This is a genomic window from Sorangium sp. So ce693, from assembly GCF_051521375.1.
GTDB lineage: Bacteria > Myxococcota_A > Polyangia > Polyangiales > Polyangiaceae > Sorangium > Sorangium atrum.
This window is the reverse complement of record NZ_CP150347.1, coordinates 11712995-11728165: the sequence shown is the minus strand read 5'-3', so window position 1 is coordinate 11728165 and position 15171 is coordinate 11712995. Positions and strand designations below refer to the sequence as shown.

The 15171-nt window shown below is 72.3% G+C and carries 11 protein-coding genes; 7 read left to right on the top strand and 4 right to left on the bottom strand.

The genetic code is table 11. From position 1 onward, the window contains the following. Both WMF14_RS43815 and WMF14_RS43810 read left to right on the top strand, forming a co-directional pair. Positions 1 to 1029 (top strand): hypothetical protein, encoded by a 1029-nt coding sequence (locus tag WMF14_RS43815; RefSeq protein WP_272101946.1) that lies wholly within the window; start codon positions 1 to 3, stop codon positions 1027 to 1029. Positions 1030 to 1179: 150 nt separating this feature from the next. Then, a complete protein-coding gene (locus WMF14_RS43810; protein WP_437796370.1) occupies positions 1180 to 1629 on the top strand; it encodes a universal stress protein in 450 nt (149 codons plus the stop codon). Between the two features lie 16 nt (positions 1630 to 1645). Here the strand turns inward: WMF14_RS43810 and WMF14_RS43805 are convergent, their stop codons facing one another. Continuing rightward, the gene (locus WMF14_RS43805; RefSeq protein WP_437796369.1) at positions 1646 to 2191 is read right to left on the bottom strand and encodes a chalcone isomerase family protein; all 546 of its coding nucleotides are present in this window, start codon (positions 2189 to 2191) and stop codon (positions 1646 to 1648) included. A 394-nt stretch (positions 2192 to 2585) separates the two neighbouring features. Here WMF14_RS43805 and WMF14_RS43800 point away from each other — a divergent pair, with 394 nt between their 5' ends. The 3 genes from WMF14_RS43800 (at position 2586) to WMF14_RS43790 (ending at position 7352) form a co-directional block, all read left to right on the top strand. Further along, a complete protein-coding gene (locus WMF14_RS43800; protein ID WP_437796368.1) occupies positions 2586 to 4124 on the top strand; it encodes a vWA domain-containing protein in 1539 nt (512 codons plus the stop codon). Positions 4125 to 4588: 464 nt separating this feature from the next. Then, the gene (locus WMF14_RS43795; RefSeq protein ID WP_437796367.1) at positions 4589 to 5785 is read left to right on the top strand and encodes an aminotransferase class V-fold PLP-dependent enzyme; all 1197 of its coding nucleotides are present in this window, start codon (positions 4589 to 4591) and stop codon (positions 5783 to 5785) included. Between the two features lie 742 nt (positions 5786 to 6527). Next, positions 6528 to 7352 (top strand): hypothetical protein, encoded by an 825-nt coding sequence (locus WMF14_RS43790; protein ID WP_437796366.1) that lies wholly within the window; start codon positions 6528 to 6530, stop codon positions 7350 to 7352. Between the two features lie 242 nt (positions 7353 to 7594). Here WMF14_RS43790 and WMF14_RS43785 read toward each other — a convergent pair whose 3' ends face one another. Next, entirely contained in the window at positions 7595 to 7915 is a 321-nt protein-coding gene (locus WMF14_RS43785) for a hypothetical protein (protein ID WP_272101952.1), read from the bottom strand. A 1582-nt stretch (positions 7916 to 9497) separates the two neighbouring features. On the opposite strand from WMF14_RS43785, the gene WMF14_RS43780 reads away from it, so the two are divergent. Together WMF14_RS43780 and WMF14_RS43775 are read left to right on the top strand one after the other, a co-directional pair. After that, positions 9498 to 11138, top strand: coding sequence for a thiamine pyrophosphate-binding protein (locus tag WMF14_RS43780; RefSeq protein ID WP_437796365.1), 1641 nt, complete (start codon positions 9498 to 9500; stop codon positions 11136 to 11138). A 5-nt stretch (positions 11139 to 11143) separates the two neighbouring features. Further along, positions 11144 to 11665 (top strand): M17 family peptidase N-terminal domain-containing protein, encoded by a 522-nt coding sequence (locus WMF14_RS43775; protein ID WP_272101954.1) that lies wholly within the window; start codon positions 11144 to 11146, stop codon positions 11663 to 11665. Between the two features lie 26 nt (positions 11666 to 11691). Here the strand turns inward: WMF14_RS43775 and WMF14_RS43770 are convergent, their stop codons facing one another. Then, on the bottom strand, positions 11692 to 13758 hold the full coding sequence (locus tag WMF14_RS43770) for an ATP-binding protein (RefSeq protein WP_272101955.1): 2067 nt from the start codon (positions 13756 to 13758) through the stop codon (positions 11692 to 11694). Positions 13759 to 14309: 551 nt separating this feature from the next. Next, complete coding sequence (locus tag WMF14_RS43765) at positions 14310 to 15122, bottom strand: hypothetical protein (RefSeq protein WP_437796364.1); 813 nt, start codon at positions 15120 to 15122, stop codon at positions 14310 to 14312. Positions 15123 to 15171 lie beyond the last annotated feature (49 nt).

Sequence of the window (15171 nt, the reverse complement as noted above, 5' to 3'; positions counted from 1 at the left end):
ATGGCGCGCGCGAAGGCGAGGACGATCCGGGAGCGGGCGAACCACGCGCGTTACCGGCCGGGGCAGCGGGGCGGCTTCTACGAGAGCTTCTTCCAGCGGGCGAACCACCCGACGCGCCCGCTCGCCTTCTGGATCCGGTACACGCTGTTCAGCCCGGCCGGGAGGCCCGAGGCCGCGGAAGGTGAGCTCTGGGCGGTCTACTTCGACGGCGAGTCGGGGCGCCACGTGGTCGCCAAGCGCGAGGTCCCGTTCGCCGGGCGTTGCTCCTTCGCCCGCGACAGCCTGTCGGTCGCCATCGACGGCGCCCGCCTGAGCCTCGGCAGGCTCACGGGCGCGGCGGGCGAGGGGGAGGACGCCATCACCTGGGACCTCGCGTACGAGGGCGGCGGGGAGCCTCTCCTGCTGCTCCCCGCGGCCCTCTACGGCGCCCCGCTGCCGAAGGCGAAGGCGCTGGTCGGCGCGCCGATGGCCGTCTACAGCGGCCTCCTCCGCGTCGCCGGGCGCGGGGTGGACGTCTCGGGCTGGGTGGGCAGCCAGAACCACAACTGGGGGACGAAGCACACGGACCTCTACGCCTGGGGGCAGGTCGCCGGGTTCGACAGCCACCCGGACAGCTTCCTCGAGGTCGCCACGGCCCGACTGAAGGTCGGACCGTTCTGGACGCCGAACATGACACCGCTGGTCCTCCGGCACCGCGGCGAGGAGATCGCGCTCACCTCGCTCGTCCAGTCGGTCCGCGCCGACGCCTCGTTCGACTACTTCACCTGGCGCTTCCGGACGGAGACCGATCGGCTGAGCGTCGACGGGCAGATCTCCGGGTCCGCCGGCGATTTCGTCGGCCTGGCCTACAGGAACCCTCCCGGCGGCGTGAAGCATTGCCTGAACACCAAGATCGGGGCCTGCACCGTCACCCTGCGGCGGAAGAGCCTGGGCCGCGAGGTGGGGATCGAGACCCTGACGACGGCGCGGCGCGCGGCGTTCGAGATCCTCACGGACGACCGAGGCCATGGCGTAACGATCCGGGCCTGATCCACGCTGGACGCACGGTCCGCCGTGCTCGACGCAGGCGGCCGGGCCGGCGCGAAGGCGCGGGGCGCCGCCGCCGAGCGATGCGCTGCGCGTCCGGCGCCAGGTCGGCTAAAGAAGGTGCGGTACGTCACCGCATGAAAGGCGGACGCCATGAGTCTCAAGCACCCCCGGACCATCCTCGTTGCACTGGACAGCTCCCCCAAGGCGTCGCTCGTCCTCGCGGAGGGCGTCGACCTCGCGCAGAAGCTCGGCGGCAAGCTCGTGCTCGTGCGCGGGATCGGGCTTCACCACAGCCTGCCCGCGGAAGCGCTGAACGAGTCGCCGACCCGCGTCCCCGAGATCCTGGAGCGGAGCGACCGCGAGGAGCTCTCGCAGCTCGCGCGCGACGTGCCGCCCGAGCTCCTCGCCAAGGTCGTGATCCACGTCGGCGTGGCCTGGGAGGTCATTTGCCGGACGGCCGACGAGGAGAACGCGGATCTCATCGTCATCGGGTCGCACGGCTACTCGGGCATCGACAAGGTGCTCGGCACGACGGCGGCGAAGGTCGTGAACCACACGAACCGGTCGGTGCTCGTGGTGCGCGACAAGCCGTCGGACTGACGGGGCCTCGCCTGCCTCAGCGGAGCCTGGCGATGAGGGCGTCGCTCAGCGTGGGCTGATCGATCTTGCCGAGCCAGATCCGCCAGGTGGCCTTCATGAAATCGACGCCTGCCACGGTCGCCGTCCCGCCGCCGGCGACTGTGACGGTGGTCGTCTTCGCGCCCGGGTCGTACGCGATGGTGACCTCTGCTCCCGCCTTGAGGTCTCCCTTGAACGCCGCCACGAACCTCTCGATCTTCGGCGTGTCCGTGTATCGGTTCAATGCATAGGCGTCCCGCAGCGCCTTGACGATGCTCGCGCGGTCGACGTCGCGGAGCATCGTCCACACGAACTTCTTCCCCGTGTCCATGTCGATGACAGCCTCCTTGGACTTGGTGGCGGGGAGCTGATCCATGTAATGGCTGATCCGATAGACATCGATGTTGACCACGCCGATGGTCCTCACGCGGACGCCCGTGCCGGTGAGCGTGTAGCCCGGCAAAGCAAGGAGGCCCCCGACAGCGAGGAAGACCGCCGCGAACGCGGCGAGGAGAGCTGGAGATTTGCTGCGCGCGAGTTGCATCGGATCGACCTCCTCCGGCATCGCCGCTCCGTGCGGCGCATCGTGTCTGGGCGCCGCGCTCCGGCGATCGCCTGTCGATGGTCGTGAATGAGCAAGACCTGAACCATCGACAGAGGGACGTCGGGAGTCGCGGATCTCGCGAGATCTCGAGATGTGCCCTGGAGTCAGGCAGGGACGACCCATGGATGTGTGCTCGGAGGGGGCTCCGGGCGCGGAGCGGCGGCGTTTCGCCGGTGCGAGCGCCGGCGGTGGTGCTGCCGGCGCGGGCTCTCCCGGAGATCTTTTTTCGGCCCGGTCCGTAGAAGCCGCGCGCTGCGGGGTCCGGGAGATCGCGGCGGAGGGACGCGGTCCCCCCGTGGGCCGCGCCATGGCTTGCGGCGGAAGGAGCTTCTCGATGCGGACGATGCTCGCTGGATTGCTGATGGGATGGGCGGCTCTGGGCTGCACGGCCAGCGCGGCGGCGCCTCCGGGCACGAGCGCCGCGGCGGTGGCGGCCGCGTCGGGCGCAGCGGCGCGGGAGGACGCGACGAAGGGGGAGGAGGCGAAGCGGGTCGCCGTGGCCGTGGCCCCGACGGCGCCGGCCGAGCCCTCTGCGGCGGCGGCCGAGGCGCCGTCGTCCCGCCCGGAGCCGCGGCCTTCGGGGAACCAGGGCGTGTGGATCGGCGCCGCGGGCGCGAGCGACTTCGTGCTGCCGGGGAGGCGCGAGACGCAGCTCGGCGTGTGGATCGACGTCCCGGCGGCGCGCGCGGCCCGCGGACAGCAGCGCGCGCCGGCGGCGGTCGTGCTGCTCGTGGACGCCTCCGGCTCGATGCAAGGCCCCAAGATGGAGAACGCGCGCGCGGCCGCGCAGGCGTTCGTCGACAGGCTCCCCGACGGCGACCTCGTCTCGGTCGCGTCGTTCGCCGACACCGCGCAGGCGCGCGTCTCGCCCACCGTGCTCGGCCCGTCGACGCGCCCCGCGGTGGCGCGCGCCATCGCCGCGCTCGGCCCTGACGGCAGCACCAACCTCTTCGCTGGCCTCCAGCTCGCGGAGCAGCACGCGCTCGCCGCGCCGTCGACGCACGCCGTCCGGCGCGTGGTGCTCATCTCGGACGGCCAGGCGAACATCGGGCCTTCCTCTCCCGACATCCTTGGAGCGCTCGCCCAGCGCGGCGCCGCGCACGGGGTGCAGGTCACGTCGATCGGGGTGGGGGCCGACTACGACGAGCGCACGCTCAACGCGCTCGCCATCGGCTCCAGCGGCCGGCTGTACCACCTCACCGAGGCGCGCGAGATGTCCTCCGTCCTCGAGCGCGAGCTCGCCCTGCTCCAGACGACGGCGGCGACGGGCGCGTTCGTCGAGATCGTCCCGGCGCCCGGCGTGGAGCTGCTCGACGTCCCCAACGAGCGCACCGAGCGCTCCGGGGACGCGCTCCGGGTGCTGCTCGGCACGATGTTCGGCGGGCAGCACCGCGAGATGCTCGTGCGGGCGCGGGTCACCGCGCCGGCGGCCGGCTCGCACCCGCTGGCGAGCGTGCGGCTCCACTTCCGCGACGCCGAGAGCGGCAACCTCCCGCGCGTGCAGGAGGTGGTCGCCAGCTATGATGTGACGAGCGATCCGGCCCTCGTCGCCGCGCACCAGAACGAGAAGACCCAGACGATCGCCGCGGTGATGGAGGCGGGCATGATGCAGCTCGACGCGGCCCAGGAGGTGAGCGCGGGCAACTTCGGCGCGGCCGAGGCGAAGCTCGCGGCAGCGGAGGACCGGCTCCGGCAGCAGGCGGCGCGTGCCCGGTCGGACAAGGAGAAGGAGCGCGCCGTCCAGGCGGCCTCGGCGCTTGCGAGCGCGCGGAAGACCGCGCGCGCGGCCGCGGCGGCCCCGCCCTCGCCCGCGGCGCGGCGCATGGAGGCGCTCGAGATGAACAGCGCCTCCCCGGTCTGGTCGGGCCGCTGATCCGGTACACCCGCCGAGGCGTGCGGCTGGCGCCTGCCCGTCGCCGCTGGCGCCTGCCTGTCGCCGCTGGCGCCTGCCTGTCGCCGCTGGCGGCTTCTCGTCGCTGCTCCCTGCCCGTCGCCGCTGGCGGCTTCCCGTCGCTGCTCCCTGCCCGTTCATGACAAGCCGTCATGAGCTGGCAGGTGCGGTGTCCATCATGAGCTGGCAGGTGCGGTGTCCATCATGGGACCGAAGATGCGATGTCCGTCGTGGGACGGCCGGACGCGATGTCCATCATGGACGGGTTGACCGGCTCTGCATGGCCGCCAGCATCCGGTCATGGTTGATCCATGATTCAACATTGACGGTACAGTCCATCATGGATTGGACGCTGCACCTCGCGTGCCCCTCGACAGGGGTCGGGGCCCGCGAGACATTGTTCCGGGCCCTCCGGCACGTCGCCTCCTCGGGGCCCGCTCCTCGCCATGAACCCGAACGCCTTCCCGGAGTCGCGCGCCGCCGCCGTGCGCGAGCTCTGGTCGCTCGACCCGGCCGTCACCTTCCTGAACCACGGCTCATACGGCGCCTGCCCGCGCGCGGTGCTCGAGGCGCAGCAGCGCTACCGCGATCGGCTCGAGCGTGAGCCGGTCCGGTTCTTCCTTCGCGAGCTGGAGCCCTTGCTCGACGCGGCCCGAGGCGCGCTCGCCTCCTTCGTCGGCGCCGACCTCGACGACCTCGTGTTCGTCCCCAACGCGACCGTCGGGGTCAACACGGTGTTGCGGTCGCTCTCGCTGCGGCCCGACGACGAGCTCTGCATCACCGATCACGGGTACAACGCCTGCAACAACGCGGCCGAGGCGGTCGCGGCCCGCGCCGGTGCGCGTGTCGTGGTCGCGGCGGTGCCGTTCCCCATCGAGGCGCCCGAGCAGGTGGTCGAGGCGGTGCTCGCGCGCGTGGGGCCGCGGACGCGGCTCGTCCTCGTCGACCACGTGACGAGCCCGACGGGGCTCGTGTTCCCGGTCGCCTCGCTGATCGCCGCGCTCGCGGAGCGCGGCGTCGACGTCCTGGTCGACGGCGCGCACGCGCCCGGCATGGTGCCGCTCGATCTACGCGCCCTCGGGGCGGCCTACTACACAGGCAACTGCCACAAATGGCTCTGTTCGCCGAAGGGCGCGGCGTTCCTCCACGTGCGGCGGGACAGGCAGGGCGCGGTCCGCCCTCTCTCCATCAGCCACGGCGCCAACTCGCCGCGCACCGACAGGTCGCGCTTCCTGCTCGAGTTCGACTGGACCGGCACGGCCGACCCCAGCGCGGCGCTCTGCGTCGCGGACGCGCTCCGCGCCATGGCCGCGCTCGTGCCCGGCGGCTGGCCCGCGCTCCAGGCGCACAACCGGGAGACGGCGCTCGCCGCGCGCGACCTCCTGTGCGAGGCGCTCGGCTGCATGCCGCCGAGCCCCGACGCGATGATCGGCGCGCTCGCTACGGTGCCGCTCCCCGACGCGCCGTCGTCCCGGCTGCGCCTCGATCCGCTCCAGGACGCGCTGCTCGAGCGGTGGGGGATCGAGGTGCCGGTGTTCGCCTGGCCCGCGTCGCCCCGGCGGCACCTCCGGATCTCGGCCCAGATCTACAACGACAGGCCGCACTACGAGCGGCTCGCGGCCGCTCTCGCCGCGCTGCTGTAGCGGCGCGCGGGAGGGCCCGGCCTCGCGCGCTGCTCCGCGGCGGGGTGCCGCGCGGCGCTCGCCTCTGCCTCCGGGTCGCCCCGTGCCCGTCTCGCTGCGGGATGGCACGGGCGCTGTGGGCACGGGCGGCCGCGGGACGGCGCTGGCCGCCGGAGATGCGTCCAGCGCTCGCCCGAGCAGAGCGCGTCTGCCTGCCGAGACGATAGGATGCGCGCTCCAAGGAGACACGATGCCACGTCGAATCCTGGTCTTGTCCTCGCTTTCCTGGCTGGCGGCGACCCTCGTGGTCGCGTCGTCTGCTGCGCAGCCCGCGACGTCTCGCCCGGCAGCTAGCCCTGCGCCCTCCGCGTCGGCGGGAACGCCTCCGGCGCCGGGCACACCGCAGCGACCAGCGACGCCGCAGCCGCCCGCGACGTCGGCGCCGGGCACACCGCAGCCGTCCGTGACGCCGGCGCCGGGCGCACCGCAGCCGTCCGTGACGCCGGCGCCGGGCGCACCGCAGCCGCCTGCCTCAGGCGCACCGCAGCCGCCCGCGACGCCGTTGCCCGGCGGGCCACCGCAGCCCCCGGAACCCGGCGCGCCCGGAGCGGGCGCACCTGAGCCAGACGCCTCGCCGCTCGCGCCGGCAGAGGCGCAAACCGCGCCGGGAGCAGCCGGGCCGCCCTCGGACTCGGCGCCGCCGGACCGGAAGGCGGGCGGGCCGGAGGCGGGCCGCAAGGGCAGCACGCCGGCGTCCTGGGCCGTGTCCCTCTCGGACGCCGAGCTGGGGCCGCCGCCCGGGCGCGCGTCGGGAGGCGGCAGAGCGATCGACGAGGGGATCGTCCCGCTGAGCCGGCGTGGCGCGATCGGCCTGGAGACCTCCTCGTTCACCGGCGGCGACGGCGAGGTCTCCGGGCTTTCGGTCGCCCTCTTCGCCCGTATGCCGTTCGCCCCGCACACGTTCCTCGATGTCCGACTCCCGTTCGGGCTCGCGATGGCCGAGCGCACCGACGCCGTGCTCGGCAACGTGACGCTCGGCGCCCATCACGTCGCCCGCGTCGGCCGGACGTTCTGGCTCACGGTAGGCGGCGACGTCGGGCTGGCGACGCTCTCGGGCAAGACCCACGACCACGCCAGCTACGAGCCCGTCAGCGCCAGCCGGGCGTACTGGGATCTCCACGAGTACTTCCCGAGCATCCTCCCCATCCACGCGCGCCTCGGCGCCGAGGCCCACGTCGGCTCGCTGATGATCGGGCGCTTCCAGCTCGAGCCGGTGCTCTACATCCCGCTCGGCCGCAACAAGGAGTACGAGGTCGCGATCCAGCACGCCGTCGAGCTCCAGATCGGCCACGGCATCGGCGGCGGCGTGCGCGTGCAAGGGATGGCGCTGCCCACGTTCGACAACGTGAGCATCCGGCACGCCGTCGCCCGCAATCTCTACGTCCTGGCCATCGAGCCTTTCCTCGCGATCGAGCGCAACCTCGCGTTCCTCCGGACGGGCCTGCTGCTGCCCTTCGACGAGGAGCTCGGCCCGCCGCTCGACCACACATGGGGCTTCCACTTCACCGCCGGTGTCCACGTCGACTGAGGCGCGCGGCCGAGGCGCCCGGCAGCAGGCCGCGCCTGCCTGGCGGCCGAGCCCGCAGCGCACGGACCCGCCCCCCGCTCTACAGCGGTTTCCGCCCACCTCTGCACCATGCACAGCAGAGCGGCGGTCTCCCGCACAGGAGACGGGCCCAGATCGGCGTTTTCGGCGCGCAAGCGCACTCCGGTGCGCTGAGCACCGAAAACGTCGAGGTGGGCCCGTATCCGAAGCGGGTGACCGTCGCTCTAGGCGCCGCGCGCGCGGCTCGCTTCGCCGATCGCGTGGGTGATGTGCCCCTCCAGCTCGCCCGCGGGCAGCTGCTCGGACTCCACGACGACGAGGCGCGCGCCCGCGTCCTCCGCGAGCAACTCGAAGGTCTTCGGCGCACGATCGTGCAAGTGGCTCGGCAAGACGATCGCCAGCGGGCGGAGGCGGACGGCCACCCCCCACGCCGAGGCCGCATCGCAGGAGCGGACGAGGAAGCGAGCCCGCGCTGCAACCCTCCGGCAACGAGCCAGAAAATGGGGGCTGCAGTCGAGCGCCAGCACCATGGGTATCCGGATCAACTGACTGCTACTAGGGGGCTCCGACATAGGACGATGCTACTCCAGCGAAGCGCGATTGCGCGTCCTCTTATCCCGCATAACCGATACAGAGCCTTCCCGAAATAAAAAAACAACAAGCTCGCCAGCTCATGTAAGCAGTCACGCGTGATTTTGGTGTATCGGGTAACGTTCTGTGAGCGCAGGATATTTGAAATGAACGCTGCGAGATGGGGAGGCGCCAGCGCACGACAGCCCCCGCGGGACCTCGCGCAAAATCGCCGAGAATTCGGGCCTCCCTTGCGCTGCAACAGGAGCGCGTGATGCCCTGAGCGATCGCGTAGTAATGAAATGATGCACCATGGACGGAGAAGGTCCCGGCGCACACCAGTGAAAGCAACATGGCGATCGGATGTCAGGAATGCCCGGACGGGTGAAGTCAGCGCACACGTGGTAGACGCCGCTCGGGACGTAGGTTGTGAAGGCAGCGTCCACGAGACCGTCGCACAAGATGGCTCGTGTTCACCCCTGATGCTGCCCAGATCGCCGCAGCGGCTCGACGCCTCCCGCCGGTCGAGGTCGGCACGCCGCAAAGGAGTTGGCGAGCACACGTAATGGAGATCGTGTGTCGTCGCCGCGCGGCGGGCGAGCCCCGGCAACGCGGCCATCGGCCGGAGCCGCCCCCCGGTGCCTGCTGCCCTCTCCGGCCGCGCGCCAGGCGTCGCGACAGGGCGCGCCGCGCGCTCCCTGCGAGGGCTCGGTGAGCTCGACACGCCCTTTGTTGGCAACCACCCAGTGCTCGCCGAGCGCCGCAACGGCCATGAACCGGTTACGTTCCTCACAGGAGCTCGGGGGCGCGGCTTATCGAGTCCCCTTCGAAATGTTTCCGGCAGGTTGCGGGGAACGCCGGCGGCGGAGGTGGTCGCCGGCGGCACGATCGCCGCGTCGGCAGAGGACCGGGCCGTCTCCCACGCCGGCGGCTGCAGGGCAGGAGCACCGGGGAGAGGTCGAGAGAGGTGGCGGTGTCGAGCTGGCACCTGCAATAAGGTTCCAACTATATCATCTCGTGGCCGGGATAGAAGAGAACAGCGTCGGGTACGTGATCGCAAAGGCGTCGGCCGTTGCGGTGGGGCGCCGACCTCGCATCCAAGGTCGGAGTCGATGCTGTAGCGGAGCTGTATTTTTACAGCGACGTCCTGCGAAGGGGGGTTATCCTTCTCGGCGGTCGGATAGCCGAGCTGATCGGACGATAGCGTGGATCACCCGTCAGGGAGGCGGCGCCGCGCCAGCAAGCGGGTGGTGCCCTGATCCCGAGAGAGCTCAGACGAGGTCGGGAGGTTAGGAAGAACACTTGCCTACCACCCGGAACATGAGGGTTTCGGGCGGACACGACCCGCCAGCTCCTGTGATGTTGAGGAGTGGACACCTCGACGCGGCGCCGCAGCGCGACGGCCATGGGGCCGACGGCGCGTGACCCGGGGCTCGGCCCCGGGGCGCCGACTCGGGGCGCCGAGCGGCCGGGCGGGCGACGTGGCCAGGGCGATGCGCGCTCGCGCCCGGGCGGCGCCGCGAACCGACCGCTCGCCGGCAGGACGCTGGGTCGCACATGGTATATGCCGGCGCCATGGCGCAGGTGCACGGCGGCAGGCTCGTCTCGAAGGCCCTGGCGAGGCACGGGGTGACGCACCTCTTCACCCTGTGCGGCGGGCACATCCAGGCGATCTACGACGGGTGCCTGGATGACGGCATCCGGGTGGTCGACGTGCGACACGAGCAGACCGCCGGACACGCCGCCGACGGGTACGCGCGGGTGACCGGAAGGCCGGGGGTGTGCGCCGTCACCGCGGGGCCGGGCGTCACGGACGTGGTGACGGCCGTCGCCAACGCCCAGCGCGCGGGCGTCCCGATGGTCGTCATCGGGGGCGCCGGCCCGCGCGCCCTCGCGGACATGGGCTCGCTGCAGGACATGAACCACGTCGAGCTGATGCGCCCCATCTCGAAGTGGAGCGTCTCCGTCCCATCGACCGATCGCATCCAGGAGTACGTGGACTCGGCCTTCCGCGTCGCCCAGGCGAACGTGCCAGGCCCGGTCTTCCTCGAGATGCCGCTCGACCTGCTGATGAACTACGCCGGCGACGACGCGCCGGCCACCGCGCCCACGGCCCCGCCTCGCCCCGGGGGAGACCCGGCCGCCGTCGCGCGGGCCGCGGCCATGCTGAGGGAGGCCGAGCGGCCCATGTTCATCGTCGGGAGCCAGCTCCGGTGGTCGCCGCGGCGCGACGCGCTGCGCCGCTTCGCCGACGCGGTGAAGGCGCCCTTCTACCTGAACGGCATGGCCCGCGGCGCCCTGCCCCACGCGCACCCGGGGCTGATGAGCCGCTCGCGCCGCTTCGCGCTCTCGCAGACCGACCTCTGCGTCGTGCTCGGGACCCCCTTCGACTTCCGCCTCGAGTACGGCCGCGCCGTCAGCCCGGCGGCCAAGGTCGTCCAGATCGATCTCGACGGGAGCGAGCTCGGCAGGAACCGCCGCGTCGACCTCGGGATCGACGGGGACAGCGGCGTCGTCCTGGAGCAGCTGCTCGCGGAGGTGCCCGACAAGACGGCCGCGGCGTGGCTCTCGGCCGTGCGCGAGGCCGAGGAGCGATCGCGCGCGAAGATGCTGGCGGAGATCGCGAGCGACGGCGACCCGCCGAACCCGCTGCGCGTCTGCGCGGAGATCGGCAGGCGCCTCGGCAAGGACGACATCGTCATCGGCGACGGAGGGGACTTCGTGGCGACGGCCGCGAACGTGCTGAAGCTCGAGTGGCCGCAGCTCTGGATGGACCCCGGCCCGCTCGGGACCCTCGGGGTGGGGCCGGGCTACGCGATGGCGGCCAAGCTCGCGCGGCCGGAGGCGAACGTGGTCCTCGTGTACGGCGACGGATCGTTCGGCTTCCACGCGCTCGAGTTCGAGGCGATGGTGCGCCAGGGCATCCCCGTCGTGAGCGTGATCGGGAACGACGCGGCCTGGACGCAGATCCGAAGGGGCCAGGTGGAGCTCTACGGCGAGGGCCGCGCGCCGGCGACGTCGCTCGACTTCACCCGGTACGACCGCGTGGTCGAGGCGCTCGGCGGCTTCGGGGCCTGCGTGGAGCGCGTCGAGGAGCTCGGGCCCGCGCTGGACGAGGCGTTCCGGTGCGGCAGGCCCGCTTGCGTCAACGTGAAGATCGCGAAGAGCGACTTCCGCAAGGGCGCGATCAGCGTCTGATCCACGTGGAGCTACGGTTCATCTCCCCCGACCTGCAGAGCCTCGACGAGCTCGACTCGGAGGTGCTCGCGTGCGCCCCGTTCAGCGACGCGCGGCCGGTCCACGGCGTGGCCGGCCTCTGCGACTGGCGGCTCGGCGGCCGGATCTCCGAGCTGAGGCGGCAGGGCCTGATCACCGGCGAGCTCGGCGAGGTCGTCATGATCCCGTGCAAGCCGCGCATGGCGTTCGACAAGCTCGTCCTGTTCGGCGCCGGCCGGCGCGACGCGTTCGACGAGGCGATCTTCCGCGAGATCGTGCGCGGGATGCTCGCCACGATGGGCGGGCTCTGCACGCGCGCCGCCGTGGTGGAGCTCCCGGGGCGACACGACGGGCTCATCCCGGCCGAGCAGGCGGCCGACGCGCTCCTCGACTGCGCGGGCAGGGAGCGCGGCGACAACGTGTGGACGCTGGTGGAGCGCGCCGAGGGCAGGCAGCAGATCACCCAGCACATGATCGAGCAGCGCCGCAGGGTCCGGCGGGCGCTGTAGCCGCGCGGCGCGCGGCGCGGAGGACGTCAGGAAGGCTCCTTCGGCAGGTCGACGGTGAAGGTCGCCCCCTCGCCCGGCCGGCTGTCGACCTGGATCGTCGCCCCGAGCGCGTCGGCGATCTGCCGCACGATCCACAGCCCCATGCCGAAGCCGCTGTAGTTCTCGCTGGAGACGGCGCGCTCGAAGCGCTCGAAGATGCGGGCCTGCTGCTCCGGGGCGATGCCGATGCCGCGATCCCGCACCGTCAGGCGGGCGCGGTCCGCGAGGTCCTCCAGCGTGACGTCGATGGGCTTGCCGGCGCCGTACTTGATGGCGTTCGAGAGGAGGTTCGTGACGATCTGATCGAGCCGCAGGCGATCCCACCGGCCGACGATCGAGGCGGGGGCCGACAGGTTGACGGGGCAGCCGGCGGCGCAGAGCTCCTCGCGGAACCGCTCCAGCGCCTCGTTCACCGTGGCCGCGAGATCGACGTCCTCGAGCTCGATCTGCAGGCGGCCCGCGGAGATGCGCGAGATGTCGAGCAGGTTCGTGATGAGCCGGGCGAGCCGCTCGACCTGGCGCTTGATCATCTCGAGCCGCGGCGTGGCGCGCTCGGCGGTGAGCCCGCCGCGCTTGCCGGCGCGCAGGAGGCCGTCGACCTGCAGCTGCATGGGCGTGAGCGGCGTGCGGAGCTCGTGCGAGGCGATCGTGAGGAAATCGTCGCGCGCGCGCACAGCGAGCTGCGCCTCCCGGTAGAGCCGGGCGTTGTCGACGGCCAGCGCCGCGCGCCGCGCTAGATCCTGCGCGAGGTCGAGATCGACGGCGTCGTAGCGCCGGTGCGTCGAGGCGAACGAGAGCGTGCCCAGCGTGCGGCCGCGCGCCGTCAGCGGGACCGTGAGGTGCGAGGCGAGCGAGAGCGAGCGCAGCGCCTCGTAGTGCGCCTGATCGAACGAGATCGCGCGGACGAACGAGTCGGTCACCTTGGGGATGAGCTCCGGCTGCGCCGTGCGCAGGACCCTGCCGATGCCCCGCCCGGCGGAGTCGGCCGTGATCCTGCCGAGGAGCTCGGTCGCCATCGCCATCGACGGATCCGCGTGGGCGGTCACCTGCCGATCGATAGCGCCGGACTCGTCCTGCAACAGGAGCACGCAGATCGACGCGAAGTCGGGGAGCGCGACGCGGACCACGCGCCGCAGCGTCTCCTCGAAATCGAGCGACTCGCCGAGGATCTGCCCGGCGGAGACGAGGATGCGCTGCGCCTCGTGGACGCGGCGGCGCTCCGTCACATCGCGGGTGACCTTCGCGAAGCCGCGCAGCTGCCCGGCCTCGTCGAAGAGCACGCTGATCACCTCGTTCGCCCAGTAGCGGGTGCCGTCCCTGCGGACGCGGTAGCCCTCCTGGATCGAGCGGCCGGTCTCCACGGTGGACTCGAGCTCTGCGGCGGGCCTGCCGAGCTCGACGTCCTCCGGCGGGAAGAGGACCGAGCAGTGGCAGCCGATGATCTCGTCGGCCCGGTAGCCGTTGATGCGCTCTGCGCCCGGGTTCCAGCTGGCGATGCGGCCCGCGGGGTCGAGCATGAAGATGGCGTAGTCCTGGACGCCCTCCACGATGAGGCGGAAACGCTCCTCGCTTTGCTTGAGGCGCCGGTCGGCGCGCGCCTCTGCCGCTTCCATCTCCCGGCGCAGGAGGAGCTCGCGCATCCTGCGGTTCTCGTCCTCGTAATGCTTCCTGCGCAGCTGGGCGCGCAGGCGCGCTTTGAGCACCGTGAGCTCGCCCGTCTTCGTCACGAAATCGTCGGCGCCGGCCGAGAGGGCGTCGAGGATCGCCTTGTGGTCGTCGCGGCCCGTGAGCATCAGCAGCGGGATCGGCCGCCACGAGGCGTTCGCTTTGATGCGGAGGCACGTGGCCGGGCCCGATAGACCCGGCATCACCATGTCGAGCAGAATGCCGTCGATGCGCGCCACCGTGAGCCGCGCGAGCGCCTCTTCCCCTGAGTGGGCGAGCACCGGCAAGTAGCCTTCGTCGCGCATCGCCGCCGCGACCTGGTTCAGGTACGTGGGGCTGTCGTCCACGATCAGGATGCGGTGGGACGGCGTGTCCGACGGGCGGTTCACGAGAGCCTCCGGGGCGGGCTCCTGTGAGCGAGGGCAGTCGCCATGACGGGGCGCGTGGGGCTGGTTGAACCGGTGCAGCACCCGCCGATCACCCCCCGTGGCGCCTCCACCCTCATTGGCCACCCATACAGGTTGGCATGCGTTCTCCCCCGGTCGACGCGAAAAGGCTACCTGGCCCGATGCACTTTGCGTACAGCATCCTATTTCTACCAGCCGCCAGGCGCTCGCAACGTTGCGTCCCCCACCGCCATCCGAAATCCCTGGGGAAGCGCACACAATGCGCGCTGTGGGCTTCGAGCGCCCGGAGCCAGCAGAGGGGGGCTTCCCGCGTTACAAACCAGGGAAATGACGCTTGACAAGCGGCGTGACGATCCGAGTTGCGCCTGACTCGAGCGACTCGAGATCCGCGCTTGGCGAGTCGCGCCCTCGCGGCGGCGCGCCGGCGTCGAGGAGGGAGTGAGCGCGCGGCGAGGAGCGGAGCTCATCACCACTCTGGCTCCTCGGCGAGGCCAGGCCCGGGCGGCGCGGAAGGTAGGAAACGCGCGGATCCGTCAGCCCTCGTCGATGAGCTCGATCATCGTGGCTCGGGCGGGTCCGCCCGCGGGAATCCAGCGGCAGAGCTCGTCGACGCCGACGTCATCGACCACCCGGCGGAGCTCCGCGCGCGCGGCGGCGGGCTCGCCGAGCGCGGTGAGCGCGTGCGCGCGGGTGATGCGGTAGCGCTGGCGCACCTCGGTGGGCTCTTCCCGCTCGCCATCGCGGAGGCCGACCAGGGAGAGCGCGCCCTCGACGTCACCCGTGCGCACGAGCACCGCGGCACGCGCTCCCCGCACGAGCGGCCGCGCCGACGCTGGCGCGCGCTGCTCGTCCAGGTCCGGGAGGAGCCGCCGGGCGGACTCGATGTCGCCAGCGCAGAGCTGCCATTGGGCGAGGTTGCTGATGACGAGCACCCGGACCTGCGGAGGTATCCAGTCGCGAGGCACGTCGCGCAGCGAGGCGGCCGCCGCCTTGTAGCTCCCCTCCCAGGCGAGCGACTGACCGACGGCCTGGGCCGCAAAGGCGTAGATGATCCGCGGATCGCCGAGCTCGGTCGGCGGCATCGAGGCGCGATCCGCGCGGCGCGCGGCCGGCTGCCCCGGACGCGGGAGCCGAGGCGCGGGCGCCTCGCGCGAGGATCGACCGGGCCTCGCGGCGATCAGCCGCCGGACGTCGCCGCCGAGGAGGACAAGCAGCGCGATCACGGCGGCGGCCGCGCAGGCGGCGCCGAGCGAGAGCGACCCGCCACGCCACCGGGCGAGCGCGCCCCACGCCAGCAGAGGCGCCGCGGCGCCGGCCGCCGCGAGCAGGATCGGCCGTCGCATCATCGGCGGGCTCCGGCGCGGATCGGCGCGGGGTCGGCCGTGCGCTTCGGTG